We start from the raw sequence: 18406 nt of genomic DNA, 5'->3' as shown, positions 1-18406 counted from the left end.
TCGTTTGATTGCACAATAAAAAAGGGCTGCCATTGGCAGCCCTTTTCATTGGCAGGTCGCTTACTTGCGATCTTCCAGCGGGACGATGTCGCGTGTCACGTTGCCGGTGTACAGCTGGCGTGGGCGGCCAATCTTGTACGGGCTGGAGAGCATTTCTTTCCAGTGCGAGATCCAGCCGACAGTCCGCGCCAGGGCGAAGATTACGGTGAACATGCTGGTCGGAATGCCGATGGCCTTGAGGATGATGCCCGAGTAGAAGTCGACGTTCGGGTACAGCGAGCGCTCGATGAAGTACGGATCGGTCAGGGCGATCTCTTCCAGGCGCATGGCCAGTTCGAGTTGCGGGTCGTTGGTGATGCCCAGCTCGCGAAGTACTTCGTCACAGGTCTTTTTCATGACCGTGGCGCGTGGGTCGCGGTTCTTGTAGACGCGATGACCGAAGCCCATCAGCTTGAACGGGTCGTTCTTGTCCTTGGCCTTGGCGATGAACTTGTCGATGTTGGAGACATCGCCGATTTCATCGAGCATGGTCAGTACGGCTTCGTTGGCACCGCCGTGAGCCGGGCCCCAGAGTGCCGCGATACCGGCTGCGATACAGGCGAACGGGTTTGCACCCGACGAGCCGGCCATGCGCACGGTGGAGGTCGAAGCGTTCTGCTCGTGGTCGGCATGCAGGATGAAGATCTTGTCCATTGCCTTGGCCAGAACCGGGCTGATCGGTTTGATCTCGCAAGGGGTGTTGAACATCATGTGCAGGAAGTTTTCGGCGTAGCTGAGGTCGTTACGCGGGTACATCATGGGTTGGCCCATGGAGTACTTGTAAACCATCGCTGCCAGGGTCGGCATCTTGGCGACCAGGCGCACTGCAGAAATTTCGCGGTGTTGCGGGTTATTGATGTCCAGCGAGTCGTGGTAGAACGCGGACAGGGCACCAACCACGCCGCACATGACAGCCATCGGGTGGGCGTCGCGGCGGAAGCCGTTGAAGAAGCTCTTCAGCTGTTCGTGAACCATGGTGTGGTTCTTGACCACGGCAACGAACTGGGCTTTCTGTTCGCTGGTCGGCAATTCGCCGTTGAGCAGAAGGTAGCAGGTTTCCAGATAATCGGACTGTTCGGCCAGTTGCTCGATCGGATAACCGCGGTGCAGCAGAATGCCATTGTCACCATCAATGTAGGTGATCTTCGACTCGCAAGAGGCGGTCGACATGAAGCCAGGGTCGAATGTGAAGCGGCCGGTGGCGGTCAGTCCGCGCACGTCGATCACGTCAGGACCCACGGTGCCGGTCAGTATAGGCAGCTCGACGGGGGCTGTGCCCTCGATGATCAACTGCGCTTTTTTGTCAGCCATGTGGCCTCCTATTTATGCTTCAAATCATCAGACAGGCCCCCCACGCAGGGCCCGCACCACTATAGTTAGATAAATTCTAAAGTCAATTTGCCTAAAGTCGTGTTCCGCAAGGCCTTTATGTTGATGTTTCTTCAAGCCATTGCAGCCGTTTACGCCTTTTATTCAATCTGCGCAATCCGCTATTTGCTGCAAGTCTGCGCGTTGTCATTAGTTGCCTAACTGTCTATACTCGGCGTCCGACCGCCAAGGGCTTTTGGGCCCGTTTTAAAGGGGGTTGTCACTTCCTGGGTGGTGGGTACCTGACCAGTGCACTTCCCAACAACTTGCCCTGATTGTTAGGGGCTCTTCAGTGTGAAAAAAAAGCCGTGAAAAGCCAACGACCTGTAAATCTAGACCTAAGGACCATCAAGCTCCCAGTCACTGCTTACACGTCCATCCTTCACCGTATCTCCGGTGTCATCCTCTTTGTCGGCATTGCAATCATGCTTTATGCAATGGACAAGTCGCTGGCTTCCGAAGAGACCTTCGGTGAAGTGAAAGCGTGTCTGACCAGCCCGCTGGCCAAGTTTGTAATCTGGGCGCTGCTGTCTGCCCTGCTGTATCACCTGGTGGCCGGTGTTCGCCACCTGATCATGGACGCGGGTGTCGGTGAAACGCTGGAAGGCGGGAAACTGGGCTCGAAAATCGTTATCGCCGTCTCCGTGGTGGTGATCATCCTGGCAGGAGTATGGATATGGTAACTAACGTCACTAACCTGTCGCGTTCGGGCCTCTATGACTGGATGGCGCAGCGCGTTTCAGCGGTCGTCCTCGCGGCTTATTTCATTTTCCTGATCGGCTACCTCGTCGCTCACCCTGGCCTGACCTATGCCCAGTGGCACGAGCTGTTCTCGCACAACGGAATGCGTATCTTCAGTCTGCTGGCCTTCGTTGCCCTGGGCGCTCACGCCTGGGTCGGCATGTGGACCATCGCGACCGACTACCTGACGCCGATGGCGATGGGCAAGTCCGCGACTGCAGTACGTTTTCTCTTCCAGGCAGTCTGCGGCGTTGCGATGTTCGCTTACTTCGTCTGGGGCGTGCAGATTCTTTGGGGTATCTGATTCATGGCTAACACAAATACACTTTCCTTCGACGCCATCATCATCGGTGGCGGCGGCGCTGGCATGCGCGCTGCCTTGCAGCTGGCCCAGGGTGGTCACAAGACCGCTGTTGTCACCAAGGTATTCCCGACTCGCTCGCATACCGTATCCGCACAGGGCGGCATCACCTGCGCCATCGCTTCGGCCGACCCGAACGATGACTGGCGCTGGCACATGTACGATACCGTCAAAGGCTCCGACTACATCGGTGACCAGGACGCTATCGAATACATGTGTTCCGTAGGTCCGGAAGCAGTCTTCGAGCTCGAGCACATGGGCTTGCCGTTCTCCCGCACCGAGCAGGGCCGCATTTACCAGCGTCCTTTCGGTGGTCAGTCCAAGGACTTCGGTAAAGGCGGTCAGGCTGCACGTACCTGTGCTGCTGCCGACCGTACCGGTCATGCTCTGCTGCACACCCTGTATCAGGCCAACCTGAAGGCTGGCACCGTATTCCTGAACGAATACTATGCAGTGGATCTGGTGAAGAACCAGGATGGCGCCTTTGTCGGCATCATCGCTATCTGCATCGAAACAGGCGAAACCTCCTACATCCGCGCCAATGCAACCGTACTGGCCACCGGCGGTGCAGGTCGTATCTACTCTTCCACCACCAACGCCCTGATCAACACCGGCGACGGTGTGGGCATGGCCCTGCGTGCCGGTGTTCCTGTTCAGGACATCGAAATGTGGCAGTTCCACCCGACCGGTATTGCCGGCGCAGGTGTACTGGTCACCGAAGGCTGCCGTGGTGAAGGTGGTTACCTGATCAACAAGCATGGCGAGCGTTTCATGGAGCGTTATGCTCCGAACGCCAAGGACCTTGCCGGTCGTGACGTTGTTGCCCGTTCCATGGTCAAAGAGATCATCGCCGGTAACGGTTGTGGTCCGGATGGCGATCACGTGATGCTCAAGCTCGATCACCTGGGCGAAGAAGTGTTGCACAGCCGTCTGCCGGGCATCATGGAGCTGTCCAAGACTTTCGCCCACGTCGATCCTGCTCTGGCTCCGATCCCGGTCGTTCCGACCTGCCACTACATGATGGGTGGCATCGCCACCAACATTCATGGTCAGGCGATCACCCAGGATGCCACCGGCGCCGACAAGATCGTTCCGGGTCTGTTCGCTGTAGGTGAAGTGGCTTGCGTATCCGTGCATGGCGCCAACCGTCTGGGCGGTAACTCGCTGCTCGACCTGGTGGTCTTCGGTCGCGCTGCCGGTCTGCACCTGGAGCAGAGCCTGCGTGAAGGTGTCGACTACCGTCGTGCCTCCGAGTCCGATGTCGACGCTGCCCTGGCGCGTCTGTCCGGCCTCAACGAGCGTACCACCGGTGAAGACGTCGCTTCGCTGCGTAAAGAGCTGCAAAGCTGCATGCAGAACTACTTCGGTGTATTCCGTACCGGCGAATACATGCAGAAGGGGATTGCCCAGTTGGCTGGTCTGCGCGAGCGCATCGCCAACGTCAAGATCAACGACAAGAGCCAGGCATTCAACACTGCCCGTATCGAAGCGCTTGAACTGCAAAACCTGCTGGAAGTTGCCGAAGCCACGGCGATTGCAGCAGAACATCGTAAGGAATCGCGCGGCGCCCACGCCCGTGAAGACTTTGAAGATCGCGATGACGATAACTGGCTGTGCCACACCCTGTACTTCCCGGGTGAAAAGCGCGTAGCCAAGCGTGACGTGAACTTCTCGCCAAAAACTGTTCCGACTTTTGAACCCAAGGTTCGGACTTATTAAGGGTGACCGATATGTTGCAAGTCAGTGTTTATCGTTACAACCCTGATCAGGACGCAGCGCCGTTCATGCAGGAGTTCCAGGTTGATACCGGCGGCAAGGACCTGATGGTTCTTGACGTACTGGCCCTGGTCAAGGAACAGGATGAAGGTTTCTCGTACCGTCGCTCCTGCCGTGAAGGCGTGTGTGGTTCCGATGGCATGAACATCAACGGCAAGAACGGTCTTGCCTGCATCACTCCACTGTCGTCCGTGGTCAAGAATAACAAGCTGGTCGTGCGTCCACTGCCTGGTTTGCCGGTTATTCGTGACTTGGTAGTCGATATGAGCATCTTCTACAAGCAATACGAGAAGGTGAAGCCTTTCCTGCAGAATGACACTCCGGCTCCGGCCATCGAGCGTCTGCAGAGCCCGGAAGAGCGCGAGAAGCTGGATGGTCTGTACGAGTGTATTCTGTGCGCTTGCTGCTCGACTTCCTGCCCGTCCTTCTGGTGGAACCCGGACAAGTTCCTGGGCCCGGCTGCTCTGCTGCAAGCCTATCGCTTCCTGGCTGACAGCCGTGACACCCGGACTTCCGAGCGTCTGGCTTCGCTTGATGACCCGTTCAGTGTGTTCCGCTGCCGCGGGATCATGAACTGCGTGAACGTTTGCCCTAAAGGTCTCAACCCGACCAAGGCAATCGGTCACGTACGCAACATGCTTCTGCAAAGCGGCGTCTGATTTATCGCTGTACCGTAACACCGTTGCACGTAAAGTAGCCGCGGCGCAGGCTTCAACCGGCGTCGTGGCTTTAACCTGAGCAGTGGCTCGCAAGGCTGCCGCTCTTATTTTGAAGAAATGAGACCAGCAGGGGCATCCGGGCTGGTACCCGGGCTATCTGCGTGATCCTTAGTGACTTGATATGGTCGCTGCACACGACTGTTTCATGTTTGCTATGGCGTCTTCGCCGGTGGTGTCCCCTTACCGAGGGTGACCAAGCATGCAAGAAAGCGTGATGCAGCGCATGTGGAACAGTGCCCACCTATCCGGTGGTAACGCTGCCTATGTGGAAGAGCTTTATGAGCTCTACCTGCACGACCCTAACGCTGTGCCAGAAGAATGGCGCACCTACTTTCAGAAGTTGCCAGCAGACGGCAACTCTGCCACCGATGTATCGCATTCCACGATTCGCGATCATTTCGTGTTGCTGGCCAAAAACCAGCGCCGCGCCCAGCCGGTATCTGCCGGGAGCGTGAGCAGCGAGCACGAGAAGAAGCAAGTTGAAGTATTGCGACTGATCCAGGCATATCGTATGCGCGGCCATCAGGTTGCCCAGCTCGATCCGCTGGGCCTGTGGCAGCGTCCTGCTCCGGCCGATCTGTCGATCAATCACTACGGCTTGACCAATGCCGATCTTGATACGACTTTCCGTGCCGGCGACCTGTTCATCGGCAAAGAGGAAGCGAGCCTACGCGAAATTCACGAAGCGTTGCAGCAGACATATTGTCGCACCATCGGTTCGGAGTTCACGCACATCGTTGATTCCGAGCAGCGCAACTGGTTCATGCAGCGTCTTGAAAGCGTACGTGGCCGTCCTGCGTTCTCTGCTGAAATCCAGAGCCACCTGCTTGAGCGTGTCACGGCAGCTGAAGGTCTGGAAAAATACCTGGGTACCAAATACCCGGGCACCAAACGCTTTGGTCTGGAAGGCGGCGAAAGCCTGATTCCGATGCTGGACGAACTGATTCAGCGCTCCGGTTCCTACGGTACCAAGGAAGTCGTGATCGGCATGGCCCACCGTGGCCGTCTGAACGTGCTGGTCAACACCTTCGGCAAGAACCCGCGCGAGCTGTTCGACGAGTTCGAAGGCAAGAAGAAAGTGGAGCTGGGCTCCGGTGACGTCAAATATCACCAGGGTTTCTCTTCCAACGTAATGACCGCAGGTGGTGAAGTCCACCTGGCCATGGCATTCAACCCGTCTCACCTGGAAATCGTTTCTCCGGTGGTCGAGGGGTCCGTGCGTGCGCGTCAGGATCGTCGCAACGATCCGAACGGTGACAAGGTTCTGCCGATTTCCCTCCACGGTGACGCTGCGTTCGCAGGTCAGGGCGTGGTCATGGAAACCTTCCAGATGTCGCAGACCCGCGGCTTCAAGACTGGCGGTACCATCCATATCGTTATCAACAACCAGGTTGGTTTCACCATCAGCAACCCGCTGGACTCGCGTTCCACCGAGTACGCGACCGACGTTGCCAAGATGATCCAGGCTCCGATTCTCCATGTGAATGGCGATGACCCGGAAGCCGTGGTGTTCGTGACCCAGCTGGCTATCGATTACCGCATGCAGTTCAAGCGTGACATCGTGATCGATCTGGTCTGCTACCGTCGTCGCGGTCACAACGAAGCGGACGAGCCTAGCGGCACCCAGCCTTTGATGTACCAGCAGATCACCAAGCAGCGCACGACCCGTGAGTTGTACGCCGAGCAGTTGATCAAGGCCGGTGTTCTCACTGAAGAGCGTGTCCAGGCCAAGGTCGATGATTATCGCAATGCGCTGGATAACGGTCTGCATGTTGTGAAGAGTCTGGTCAAGGAGCCGAACAAGGAGCTGTTCGTCGACTGGCGTCCTTATCTGGGCCATGCCTGGACTGCGCGTCACGACACCCGTTTCGACCTCAAGACCTTGCAGGAACTGTCTGCCAAGCTGATGGAGCTGCCAGAAGGCTTCGTCGTTCAGCGTCAGGTCCAGAAGATCTACGAAGACCGTCAGAAGATGCAAGCCGGCGGCCTGCCGATCAACTGGGGTTACGCCGAAACCATGGCGTACGCGACCCTGGCTTTCGAAGGTCACCCGATCCGCATGACGGGTCAGGACATCGGTCGCGGTACGTTCTCGCACCGTCATGCCGTGCTGCACAACCAGAAAGACGCAAGTACCTACATTCCTCTGAAGAACCTGTTCGCCGGTCAGCCGCGTTTCGACCTGTACGACTCGTTCCTCTCCGAAGAAGCGGTACTGGCTTACGAATACGGCTACTCGACCACCGAGCCTAACGCTCTGGTCATCTGGGAAGCCCAGTTCGGCGACTTCGCCAACGGCGCGCAAGTGGTCATCGACCAGTTCATCACCAGCGGCGAGCACAAGTGGGGCCGTCTGTGCGGTCTGACCATGCTGCTGCCTCACGGTTATGAAGGGCAGGGGCCTGAGCACTCGTCGGCACGTCTCGAGCGTTATCTGCAACTGTGTGCCGAGCACAACATCCAGGTATGTGTCCCGACTACTCCGGCGCAGATCTACCACCTGTTGCGTCGTCAGGTCATTCGTCCGCTGCGCAAGCCGCTGATCGTGCTGACGCCGAAGTCGCTGCTGCGCCACAAACTGGCGGTCTCGACTCTGGAAGAACTGGCCGAAGGCTCGTTCCAGACCGTGATCCCGGAAGTCGATGCTCTCGATCCGGCCAAGGTGACCCGTCTGGTTCTGTGTGGCGGCAAGGTCTACTACGACCTGCTGGAAAAACGCCGTGCCGAAGGCCGCGAAGACATCGCAATCGTACGTATCGAACAGCTGTATCCGTTCCCTGAAGATGATCTCATGGAAGCGATCGCGCCTTACACCAACCTGCAGAATGTAGTGTGGTGTCAGGAAGAGCCGATGAACCAGGGTGCCTGGTACAGCAGTCAACACCACTTGCGTCGCAGCATGAGCAACCATAACCGCAGCCTCGTTCTCGAGTATGCCGGTCGTGACGCTTCTGCCGCTCCAGCCTGTGGTTATGCTTCGATGCATGCCGAGCAGCAGGAAAAACTCCTGCAAGATGCCTTCACTGTTTAACGCCTTCGAGCATTAGAAACCGAATTAAGGAATTACAGATAATGGCTATCGAGATCAAAGCCCCCTCTTTCCCGGAATCCGTTGCCGACGGCACCATTTCCAAGTGGCACAAGCAACCGGGCGAAGCGGTAAAACGTGACGAGCTGCTGGTCGATATCGAGACTGACAAGGTTGTACTTGAAGTCCTGGCCGAAGCAGACGGCGTGCTGGCATCGATCGTGAAAGGCGAGGGCGACATCGTCCTGTCCAACGAAGTGGTTGCAACTCTGGATGCCGGCGCTACCGCATCTGCCGCTCCTGCGCCTGCTGCCGCGGCACCTGCTGCTGCACCGGCCCAGGCTGCTGCATCGGCTGCTGACGAAGATGCAATCGCAGCTCCTGCCGCTCGCAAGCTGGCTGAAGAAAACGGCATCAACCTGGCCAGCGTCAAAGGCACTGGCAAGGACGGTCGCGTAACCAAGGAAGACGTGGTTGCCGCTGTAGAAGCCAAGAAATCCGCACCGGCTGCTGCTCCTGCTGCCAAGCCTGCTGCCGCGGCACCTGCCGCTCCTGTACTGGCTGCCGGCGATCGCGTCGAGAAGCGTGTACCGATGACTCGCGTACGTGCCACCGTTGCCAAGCGTCTGGTCGAAGCTCAGTCGAACATGGCGATGCTGACCACGTTCAACGAAGTGGACATGACCGAAGTCATGGCGCTGCGTGCCAAGTACAAGGATCTGTTCGAGAAGTCCCACAATGGCGTGCGCCTGGGCTTCATGTCGTTCTTCGTCAAGGCCGCTACCGAAGCGCTGAAGCGCTTCCCGGCAGTCAACGCTTCGATCGACGGCAACGACATCGTTTACCACGGTTACTCCGACATCGGTGTTGCCGTTTCCAGCGATCGTGGCCTGGTCGTACCGGTTCTGCGTAACGCCGAGCTGATGAGCCTGGCTGAAATCGAAGGCGGCATCGCCACCTTCGGCAAGAAGGCTCGTGACGGCAAGCTGTCCCTGGACGAGATGACCGGCGGTACCTTCACCATCACCAACGGTGGTACCTTCGGTTCGATGATGTCGACGCCGATCGTGAACCCGCCACAAGCCGCAATTCTGGGCATGCACAACATTCTGCAGCGTCCTATGGCGGTCAATGGTCAGGTCGTGATTCGTCCGATGATGTATCTGGCTCTGTCGTACGATCACCGTTTGATCGACGGTAAAGAAGCGGTAACCTTCCTCGTTACCATCAAGAACCTGCTGGAAGATCCGGCTCGTCTGCTGCTGGATATTTGATGGCGCAGCCTCAAGCTGCAAGTCGCAAGCTTCGAGACAGAAGCGCAACGACCTGCAGCCTGGGGCGGTATGTTGCATCTAATTAACAGGCTGCAAGCCTGTTCTGCAGAACAATGCAGATCGGCTTGTGCCTTGCAGCTTGAAGCTCGCAGCTAAAAAGGAATCTTTTTTATGTCCCAGAAATTCGACGTGGTAGTGATTGGCGCAGGCCCTGGCGGTTATGTTGCCGCCATCAAGGCTGCGCAACTTGGTTTCAAGACTGCCTGCATCGAGAAGTATCAGGACAAGGAAGGCAAACTGGCCTTGGGCGGTACCTGCCTGAACGTTGGTTGCATTCCTTCCAAGGCTCTGCTGGACAGCTCCTGGAAGTTCTACGAAGCCAAGAACGCCTTCGGCGTTCACGGTATTTCGACTTCGGAAGTATCCATTGACGTTCCTGCGATGGTTGGCCGCAAGACCACCATCGTCAAGAACCTGACTGGCGGCGTTTCCAGCCTGTTCAAGGCTAACGGCGTGACCACTCTGCAAGGCCACGGCAAACTGCTGGCCGGCAAGAAAGTCGAGCTGACTGCTGCTGATGGCACCGTTGAAATCATCGAAGCCGAGCACGTGATCCTGGCTTCCGGCTCGCGTCCGATCGACATTCCGCCGGCTCCGGTCGACCAGAAAGTCATCGTCGACTCCACCGGTGCTCTGGAATTCCAGGCCGTACCAAAGCGTCTGGGCGTGATCGGCGCTGGCGTCATCGGTCTGGAACTGGGCTCGGTATGGGCTCGTCTGGGCGCTCAGGTAACCGTTCTGGAAGCTCTGGACAAGTTCATCCCTGCTGCTGACGAAGCCGTTTCCAAGGAAGCGCTGAAAACCTTCACCAAGCAGGGCCTGGATATCAAGCTGGGTGCTCGCGTGACCGGCTCCAAGGTCGATGGCGAAGAAGTTGTGGTCAGCTACACCGACGCAACCGGCGAGCAGACCATCACTTTCGATCGTCTGATCGTTGCCGTCGGTCGTCGCCCTGTGACCACCGACCTGCTGGCTGCCGACAGTGGCGTGGACCTGGATGAGCGTGGCTTCATCTACGTCGACGACTACTGCACCACCAGCGTACCGGGCGTTTACGCCATCGGTGACGTGGTTCGTGGTCTGATGCTGGCGCATAAAGCCTCGGAAGAGGGCATCATGGTTGTCGAGCGCATCAAGGGCCACAAGGCTCAGATGAACTACAATCTGATTCCTTCGGTTATCTACACTCACCCGGAAATCGCGTGGGTTGGTAAAACCGAGCAGACCCTGAAGAGCGAAGGCGTTGAAGTCAATGTCGGCACCTTCCCGTTCGCAGCCAGTGGTCGTGCCTTGGCCGCCAACGACACTGGCGGTTTCGTCAAGGTCATCGCCGATGCCAAGACCGACCGCGTACTGGGCGTGCATGTCATTGGCCCAAGCGCTGCCGAGCTGGTTCAGCAAGGCGCGATTGCAATGGAATTCGGTAGCAGTGCAGAAGACATCGGCATGATGGTCTTCTCGCACCCGACCCTGTCCGAATCGCTTCACGAAGCGGCCCTGGCGGTGAATGGCGGTGCCATCCACATCCAGAACCGCAAAAAGCGTTAAGACAACAAGAGAAACCACGACGGACTGCCCGTCGTGAGCCTTGCGAGCAAGACTCACCGCGGAAAGTCCGCCGGACTCGACCTCTCAGGCGGCTTCAGGTGTGTTGAATGACACTCTGGAGCCATCCGGGAGTAGCGGTCACAGGTGGTGCGGCACAATGAATGTGCAGCACCGAATGCGCAGTACCTAAACGAAGACGGTAATAAGCATGAATCTTCACGAGTATCAGGGTAAGCAGCTGTTCGCTGAATACGGCCTGCCAGTATCCAAAGGCTTCGCAGTAGACACCCCGGAAGCAGCAGCAGAAGCTTGCGACAAGATTGGTGGTACCGAGTGGGTCGTCAAGGCCCAGGTTCACGCTGGTGGTCGCGGTAAAGCGGGCGGCGTCAAGCTGGTTCGCAGCAAAGAGGACGCAGCAGCGTTCGCACAGCAGTGGCTGGGCAAGCGTCTGGTGACTTACCAGACCGACGCCAACGGTCAACCAGTGACCAAGATCCTGGTCGAATCCTGCACTGACATCGCCAAAGAGCTGTACCTGGGCGCTGTAGTCGATCGTTCCAGCCGTCGTATCGTGTTCATGGCTTCCACCGAAGGTGGCGTGGACATCGAGAAGATCGCTCACGACACTCCTGAAAAGATTCTCAAGGCTACTATCGATCCACTGGTTGGCGCTCAGCCATTCCAGGGTCGCGAGCTGGCTTTCCAGCTGGGTCTGGAAGGCAAACAGGTTGCCCAGTTCGCCAAGATCTTCACCGGTCTGGCCAAGCTGTTCCAGGATCACGATCTGGCCCTGCTGGAAGTGAACCCGCTGGTAATCAAGGCTGACGGCGATCTGCACTGCCTGGATGCCAAGATCAACATCGACGCCAACGCCATGTACCGTCAGCCAAAGCTGAAGGCTTTCCACGATCCATCCCAGGATGATCCGCGCGAAGCGCACGCTGCCAAGTTCGAACTGAACTACGTAGCGCTGGAAGGCAACATCGGCTGCATGGTCAACGGTGCCGGTCTGGCCATGGGTACCATGGACATCGTCAACCTGCATGGCGGCAAGCCAGCCAACTTCCTGGACGTCGGCGGCGGTGCTACCAAAGAGCGCGTTACCGAAGCGTTCAAGATCATTCTGTCCGACACCAATGTCGCAGCAGTACTGGTCAACATCTTCGGCGGCATCGTTCGTTGCGACATGATTGCCGAAGGCATCATCGGTGCAGTGAAAGAAGTCGGCGTTAAAATCCCGGTTGTTGTTCGCCTTGAAGGCAACAACGCTGAGCTGGGCGCTAAAGTACTGGCAGAAAGCGGTTTGAACATCATCGCGGCTACCAGCCTGACCGACGCTGCTCAACAAGTTGTCAAAGCTGCGGAGGGCAAGTAATGAGCGTTCTGATCAATAAAGACACCAAGGTTATCTGCCAGGGTTTCACTGGTTCGCAAGGTACCTTCCACTCCGAGCAAGCCATTGCCTACGGCACCAAAATGGTTGGCGGCGTGACTCCAGGCAAAGGTGGCACCACTCACCTGAACCTGCCAGTGTTCAACACCGTGAAAGAAGCTGTAGCGGCTACCGGCGCTGACGCATCGGTCATCTACGTTCCGGCTCCTTTCTGCAAGGACTCCATCCTTGAAGCAGCTTTCGGCGGTATCAAGCTGATCGTCTGCATCACCGAAGGCATTCCTACCATCGACATGCTGGAAGCCAAGGTCAAGTGCGACGAGCTGGGTGTGGTCCTGATCGGCCCTAACTGCCCAGGCGTCATCACTCCGGGCGAGTGCAAGATCGGCATCATGCCAGGTCACATCCACTTGCCAGGCAAGGTCGGTATCGTGTCGCGTTCCGGCACCCTGACCTACGAAGCGGTCAAGCAGACCACTGACGCCGGTTTCGGTCAGTCCACCTGCGTCGGTATCGGTGGTGACCCGATCCCTGGCTCCAACTTCATCGACATCCTGAAACTGTTCCAGGAAGATCCGAAGACCGAAGCGATCGTCATGATCGGTGAGATCGGCGGTTCGGCTGAAGAAGAAGCGGCTGCCTACATCAAGGCTAACGTGACCAAGCCGGTTGTTTCCTACATCGCTGGTGTGACTGCTCCTCCGGGCAAGCGCATGGGCCACGCAGGTGCAATCATCTCCGGCGGTAAAGGCACTGCAGACGAGAAATTCGCTGCTCTGCAAGACGCTGGCGTGAAAACCGTACGTTCCCTGGCAGACATCGGCAAAGCCCTGGCTGAGCTGACTGGTTGGGAAGTCAAGAAGTAAGCTCCGGCTGACTGATTGATGCTTCAGCAAAGGCCACCTTCGGGTGGCCTTTGTGCGTTTGGGGCGCCACTTTGTGGGAGCGGACTTGTCTGCGAGGCAGTATTCCCAGCGTGAGGTCGCCAGCAAGCTGCCTCCCACAATGTGATCTCAATTACTCGGCACTACTCTTGGCTGTTTGTCGGAGCATCCATCTTTTCGCGAGTTTCATGCACGAATGAATAGTAAATCGCTACATTCAAGTGCGTCTCGTCGCTCCTGCGCTCTTTTCTAGTGCGTTTTATCGGGCGTTTCGTTAGGCTAGCAACCTTTCGCGTCGTCCGTTTCCCACAAGGAAACCTGGCGCTTTATTGCCAGCCTTAAAAGGGTGGGCATTGCTTCCCTGACCCTCGGGAATCCTCTCTTTTAATCCTGATTTGGCAGTGTGGTTTCCCTCGATGAAAGTGTTGAAAGGCCAGGACATCCTGGCACTGGGTTTCATGACATTCGCCCTGTTTGTGGGCGCTGGTAACATCATCTTCCCGCCTATCGTAGGCCTGCATGCCGGACACCATGTGTGGATGGCAGCGCTGGGCTTTCTGGTTACCGCTGTAGGCTTGCCGGTCGTCACCGTTATTGCCCTGGCCAAGGTCGGCGGTGCGATGGACGACCTGAGCAGCCCTATCGGCAAGGTCGCTGGCGGCATTCTGGCGGCGGTCTGTTATCTGGCCGTCGGTCCGCTCTTCGCGACTCCGCGTACCGCCACTGTGTCGTTTGAAGTCGGTCTGGCCCCGCTGACAGGGGAGAGCCCGCTGGCGCTGTTCCTCTACAGCCTGGTCTATTTCCTGGTGGTGTTCTGGGTTTCCATGTACCCAGGGCGTTTGCTGGATACCGTTGGCCGTTTCCTGGGCCCTTTGAAAATCATTGCTCTGGCGGTGCTCGGTGTTGCAGCCTTCATGCTGCCAGCCGGTGATGTCGGTCCTGCCGAGGCAGCTTATGTGGCTGCACCCTTTTCCCAAGGCTTCATCAATGGCTACCTGACCATGGATACGCTCGGGGCGCTGGTGTTCGGTATCGTCATCGTCAATGCCATTCGCTCGCGAGGCGTCGAGTCACCACGTCTGATTACCCGCTATGCAATCATTGCCGGTCTTATCGCGGGCGTGGGTCTGGCGCTGGTGTACATCAGTCTGTTCCGCCTGGGTTCCGGCAGCCATGCAGTCGCGGCAGGGGCGAGCAATGGCGCGGCGGTGCTGCATGCTTATGTGCAACACACCTCGGGCTCGCTGGGCAGTGGTTTTCTGGCGGTGCTGATTTCGTTGGCCTGCCTGGTGACTGCTGTGGGCCTGACCTGTGCCTGTGCCGAGTATTTCAGCCGTATTGTGCCGCTGTCCTACAAGGCGCTGGTCATCATCCTGGCGCTGTTTTCCCTGTTGGTGTCCAACCTTGGCCTGACCAATCTGATCCAGTTCTCGATTCCGGTTCTCACGGCGATCTATCCACCGTGCATCGTGCTGGTCGGTCTGAGCTTCTGCAAAGGGCTGTGGAACAGTCAGGGGCGGGTCATCGCGCCGGTCATGCTGGTTTCCCTGCTGTTCGGCATTATCGATGCCGTGAAGGGTGCCGGACTTGCCGAGTATCTGCCGGGTGTACTGGCTAATCTGCCGCTGAGCGAGCAGGGGCTGGCCTGGCTGGTGCCTTCGGTGATTACCCTGTTCGGTGCTGTAGTATTCGATCGCATCGCCGGCAAGCGCAGCGAAGCGTTGGCATGATGCTGTAATGAGTTGATACGCTGCTGTAATAGCTGTTTTACAGCTGGACAAAATAAAGCCCGTTGAATAACGGGCTTTATTGTTTTTACGGAGACCCTCGGGCGTGGCTTATTTGGCTGGCGCTGTCTCTGGCGCCGGAGCAGGAGCTTCAGCGGCGCGCTGTTGTGCGGCTTCCGCATTCTTCTGAGCAGCTTCCTGGCTTTCCTTGGCCGCATCATTCACTTTTTCCTGAGCCTTCTCCATGGACTCCTGGGATTGTTGAGCTGCCTTGTTGGCTTCTTGCTGGGTGTTTTCGGATTTCTTGTCGCAGGCAGCAAGACCCAATGTGGCAGAAAGCATCAAGGCATAGGCTAAAGATTTACGCATGGGGTATTTCTCCTTATTGATTAACTACTTGCCTCAGAGCACGGGCCTGTAAGTTAAGTTCCAACGGATTATCGGAATATCCAATGCGCCTGTTCCTTCATCCTTACAGGTATGAGTTCACCGTCGACGACTCGGGATTGCGTTCATGGAATATCCGTCTTGGCCATGAAACAACGGGGCGTTGTGCAGGTGGTGCGCACCTTGGCTTCAGTTTTTTGCTACGAGCTTTTCGGCAAAGAATTGCGCCGGATATTTTTGCGCTCTTGAAATCCAGGTCCCAGCCCCCACTTTGATGACTACCCGCTGCCACACAGGCCTGAGTCTGGACGTGGTGGCTTATATCATCCACTTGGAGTTTGATGACCATGAGTGTGGAAACTCAAAAGGAAACCCTGGGCTTCCAGACCGAGGTAAAGCAACTGCTGCACCTCATGATCCATTCGCTGTATTCAAACAAGGAAATATTCCTTCGCGAATTGATTTCCAACGCCTCCGACGCGGTCGACAAGCTGCGCTTTGAAGCCCTGTCCAAGCCTGAGCTGCTGGAAGGTGGCTCCGAGCTGAAGATTCGCGTCACCTTCGACAAGGACGCCAAGACCGTCACTCTCGAAGACAACGGCATCGGTATGAGCCGTGACGATGTGATTACCCATCTGGGTACCATCGCCAAATCCGGTACCGCAGATTTCATGAAAAACCTGTCGGGCGACCAGAAGAAGGATTCGCACCTGATCGGTCAGTTCGGTGTGGGTTTCTACTCGGCATTCATCGTTGCCGATAAGGTCGAAGTGTTCAGCCGTCGTGCCGGTCTGCCAGCAGGTGAGGGCGTGCACTGGTCCTCAAGGGGCGAGGGCGAGTTTGAAGTCGCTACCATCGAGAAGGCCGAGCGCGGTACCCGTATCGTCCTGCACCTGAAGAACGGTGAAGACGAGTTCGCCGATGGTTATCGTCTGCGCAATATCATCAAGAAGTATTCCGACCATATCGCCTTGCCGATCGAGCTGCCCAAAGAGCAGGCTCCGGCTGCCGAAGGCGAAGAGGCTCCCGAGCTGGAGTGGGAAACCGTCAACCGTGCCAGTGCACTCTGGACCCGTTCGCGCACTGATGTGAAGGACGAGGAATATCAGGAGTTCTACAAGCACGTTGCTCACGACTACGAGAATCCGCTGAGCTGGAGCCACAACAAGGTCGAAGGCAAGCTGGAATACACCTCGCTGCTGTATGTCCCCGGGCGTGCGCCGTTCGATCTGTACCAGCGTGAAGCGCCTCGCGGCCTGAAGCTGTACGTGCAGCGCGTGTTTGTCATGGATCAGGCCGAGTCCTTCCTGCCGCTGTACCTGCGTTTCATCAAGGGCGTGGTCGACTCCAATGACCTGTCGCTGAACGTATCCCGTGAAATCCTGCAGAAAGACCCGATCATCGATTCGATGAAGTCCGCGCTGACCAAGCGCGTGCTGGACATGCTGGAAAAACTGGCCAAGAACGAGCCTGAGCAATACAAGGGCTTCTGGAAGAACTTTGGCCAGGTGCTGAAAGAAGGCCCGGCAGAAGACTTCGCCAACAAGGAAAAAATCGCCGGCTTGCTGCGCTTCGCCTCTACCAGCGACGACAGCGGCGAGCAGAGCGTTTCCCTGGCCGAATACCTGGCTCGCGCCAAGGAAGGTCAGGACAAGATTTACTACCTCACCGGTGAGTCCTACGCTCAGGTCAAGAACAGCCCGCACCTGGAAGTCTTCCGCAAGAAAGGCATCGAAGTGCTGCTGCTGACCGATCGTATCGACGAGTGGCTGATGAGCTACCTGAGCGATTTCGATGGCAAGGGTTTTGTCGATGTAGCGCGTGGCGATCTGGATCTGGGCAAGCTTGATTCCGAAGAGGACAAGAAGGCTCAGGAAGAGATCGCCAAGGAGAAGGAGGGCCTGATCGAGCGCCTCAAGACTGCGCTTGGCGAGTCTGTGAGCGAAGTCCGGGTTTCCCATCGCCTGACCGATTCTCCGGCGATTCTGGCCATCGGTGAGCAGGATCTGGGTCTGCAGATGCGTCAGATCCTGGAAGCCAGTGGCCAGAAGGTCCCGGATTCCAAGCCTATCTTCGAGTTCAACCCGTCTCATCCTCTGATCGGCAAGCTCGATCAAGAGCAGAGCGAAGAGCGCTTCGGCGACCTGTCGCACATCCTGTTCGATCAGGCGGCATTGGCCGCTGGCGACAGCTTGAAAGATCCGGCTGCCTACGTGCGCCGTCTGAACAAGTTGCTGGTCGAACTGTCGGTTTGATCACCGGTTGAAAGAAAACCCGCTTCGGCGGGTTTTCTGATTTTACGGTTTATCACTTCCCTTCAATGAGCAGGAGTCAGCAATGAGCAGCACTATTACTGTCCGTTCCGTGGTCTATCAGATCGATGGACAGCCTTATGAGAGCCGTCTGGTATACGACGCAGCTGCAAGCTCTGCGCGTCCGGGATTATTGATGGCACCCAACTGGATGGGCGTCAGTCAGGGCGCTGAAGCCATCGCCAGGTCGGTTGCCGAACAGGGTTATGTCGTATTGCTGGCCGACCTGTATGGCCAGAGCATTCGTCCGTCCAACAATGACGAGGCGGGCGCCGCCATGACCCCCCTCAAGAATGACCGCGCCTTGCTGCGCAAGCGCATGCAGGCCGCTCTCGATCAATTGCTGGACCAGGGCGATGTGTCGCTGGATACGAGCCGGATCGCAACTTTCGGTTTCTGCTTTGGCGGCTGCTGCTCCCTTGAGCTGGCGCGTACCGGTGCAGAACTGAAAGCCGCCATCTCTTTCCATGGCACCCTGGACACCCCGAACCCTGCCGATGCGAACAACATCAAGGGAGCGGTACTGGTCCTGCACGGCGCTTCCGACCCGTTGGTGCCCAAAGAGCAATTGCCAGCGTTCGAAGACGAAATGAATGCCGCGGGTGTGGATTGGCAGTTGCTGAGCTACGGCGGCGCGTTCCACTCGTTCACCGATCCGGGCGCCAATGTGCCGGGCATGATGATGTACGACGCAAAAGTATCGAGGCGTGCGTTTACTGCCATGCATAACCTGTTGGGTGAAGTGTTCGGTTAAGTCGTAAAGGGCCTTTCGCGACTGAATTCGCTTCT

General features: G+C 57.3%; 14 protein-coding genes. 12 read left to right on the top strand and 2 right to left on the bottom strand.

The features are described 5' to 3' along the window. Positions 1 to 60 precede the first annotated feature (60 nt). Positions 61 to 1350: a citrate synthase gene (gene gltA / locus JSY17_RS17160; RefSeq protein ID WP_025260637.1), complete on the bottom strand. Its 1290-nt coding sequence runs from the start codon at positions 1348 to 1350 to the stop codon at positions 61 to 63. Positions 1351 to 1715: 365 nt separating this feature from the next. Here gltA and sdhC point away from each other — a divergent pair, with 365 nt between their 5' ends. From sdhC to brnQ, 10 genes are all read left to right on the top strand, one after another. Beyond that, positions 1716 to 2090 (top strand): succinate dehydrogenase, cytochrome b556 subunit, encoded by a 375-nt coding sequence (sdhC, locus tag JSY17_RS17155; RefSeq protein WP_025260636.1) that lies wholly within the window; start codon positions 1716 to 1718, stop codon positions 2088 to 2090. Then, a complete protein-coding gene (gene sdhD / locus JSY17_RS17150) occupies positions 2084 to 2452 on the top strand; it encodes a succinate dehydrogenase, hydrophobic membrane anchor protein (RefSeq protein WP_117164257.1) in 369 nt (122 codons plus the stop codon). Before sdhC ends, sdhD begins: the two co-directional genes overlap by 7 nt. 3 nt (positions 2453 to 2455) lie before the next feature. Beyond that, positions 2456 to 4228 carry a succinate dehydrogenase flavoprotein subunit gene (sdhA, locus tag JSY17_RS17145; RefSeq protein WP_117164258.1) on the top strand — a complete coding sequence of 591 codons (1773 nt, stop codon included), beginning with the start codon at positions 2456 to 2458 and terminating at the stop codon, positions 4226 to 4228. 11 nt (positions 4229 to 4239) lie between these two features. Next, positions 4240 to 4944 carry a succinate dehydrogenase iron-sulfur subunit gene (locus JSY17_RS17140; protein ID WP_117164259.1) on the top strand — a complete coding sequence of 235 codons (705 nt, stop codon included), beginning with the start codon at positions 4240 to 4242 and terminating at the stop codon, positions 4942 to 4944. Between the two features lie 259 nt (positions 4945 to 5203). Then, a complete protein-coding gene (locus JSY17_RS17135; RefSeq protein ID WP_117164260.1) occupies positions 5204 to 8035 on the top strand; it encodes a 2-oxoglutarate dehydrogenase E1 component in 2832 nt (943 codons plus the stop codon). 41 nt (positions 8036 to 8076) lie between these two features. Continuing rightward, entirely contained in the window at positions 8077 to 9306 is a 1230-nt protein-coding gene (gene odhB / locus JSY17_RS17130) for a 2-oxoglutarate dehydrogenase complex dihydrolipoyllysine-residue succinyltransferase (RefSeq protein ID WP_206402512.1), read from the top strand. Between the two features lie 171 nt (positions 9307 to 9477). Next, entirely contained in the window at positions 9478 to 10914 is a 1437-nt protein-coding gene (lpdA, locus tag JSY17_RS17125) for a dihydrolipoyl dehydrogenase (protein ID WP_117164262.1), read from the top strand. A 208-nt stretch (positions 10915 to 11122) separates the two neighbouring features. Next, the gene (gene sucC, locus JSY17_RS17120; protein ID WP_117164263.1) at positions 11123 to 12289 is read left to right on the top strand and encodes an ADP-forming succinate--CoA ligase subunit beta; all 1167 of its coding nucleotides are present in this window, start codon (positions 11123 to 11125) and stop codon (positions 12287 to 12289) included. Continuing rightward, positions 12289 to 13173 (top strand): succinate--CoA ligase subunit alpha, encoded by an 885-nt coding sequence (sucD, locus tag JSY17_RS17115; protein WP_025260628.1) that lies wholly within the window; start codon positions 12289 to 12291, stop codon positions 13171 to 13173. The genes sucC and sucD overlap by 1 nt, the downstream gene beginning before the upstream one ends. 434 nt (positions 13174 to 13607) lie before the next feature. After that, positions 13608 to 14921 (top strand): branched-chain amino acid transport system II carrier protein, encoded by a 1314-nt coding sequence (gene brnQ / locus JSY17_RS17110; RefSeq protein WP_206402510.1) that lies wholly within the window; start codon positions 13608 to 13610, stop codon positions 14919 to 14921. A gap of 108 nt (positions 14922 to 15029) precedes the next feature. Here the strand turns inward: brnQ and JSY17_RS17105 are convergent, their stop codons facing one another. Further along, complete coding sequence (locus JSY17_RS17105) at positions 15030 to 15287, bottom strand: hypothetical protein (RefSeq protein ID WP_117164265.1); 258 nt, start codon at positions 15285 to 15287, stop codon at positions 15030 to 15032. A gap of 365 nt (positions 15288 to 15652) precedes the next feature. Between JSY17_RS17105 and htpG the strand changes: the two genes are divergently transcribed. Continuing rightward, entirely contained in the window at positions 15653 to 17560 is a 1908-nt protein-coding gene (gene htpG, locus JSY17_RS17100; RefSeq protein WP_117186864.1) for a molecular chaperone HtpG, read from the top strand. An 82-nt stretch (positions 17561 to 17642) separates the two neighbouring features. Then, positions 17643 to 18371, top strand: a complete 729-nt coding sequence (locus JSY17_RS17095; RefSeq protein WP_206402509.1) for a dienelactone hydrolase family protein — start codon at positions 17643 to 17645, stop codon at positions 18369 to 18371. Positions 18372 to 18406: the final 35 nt, after the last annotated feature.

The organism is Pseudomonas capsici, from assembly GCF_017165765.1.
GTDB lineage: Bacteria > Pseudomonadota > Gammaproteobacteria > Pseudomonadales > Pseudomonadaceae > Aquipseudomonas > Aquipseudomonas capsici.
Note: the sequence above shows the minus strand (reverse complement) of the source record. Positions and strands in the feature narration are given on the sequence as shown.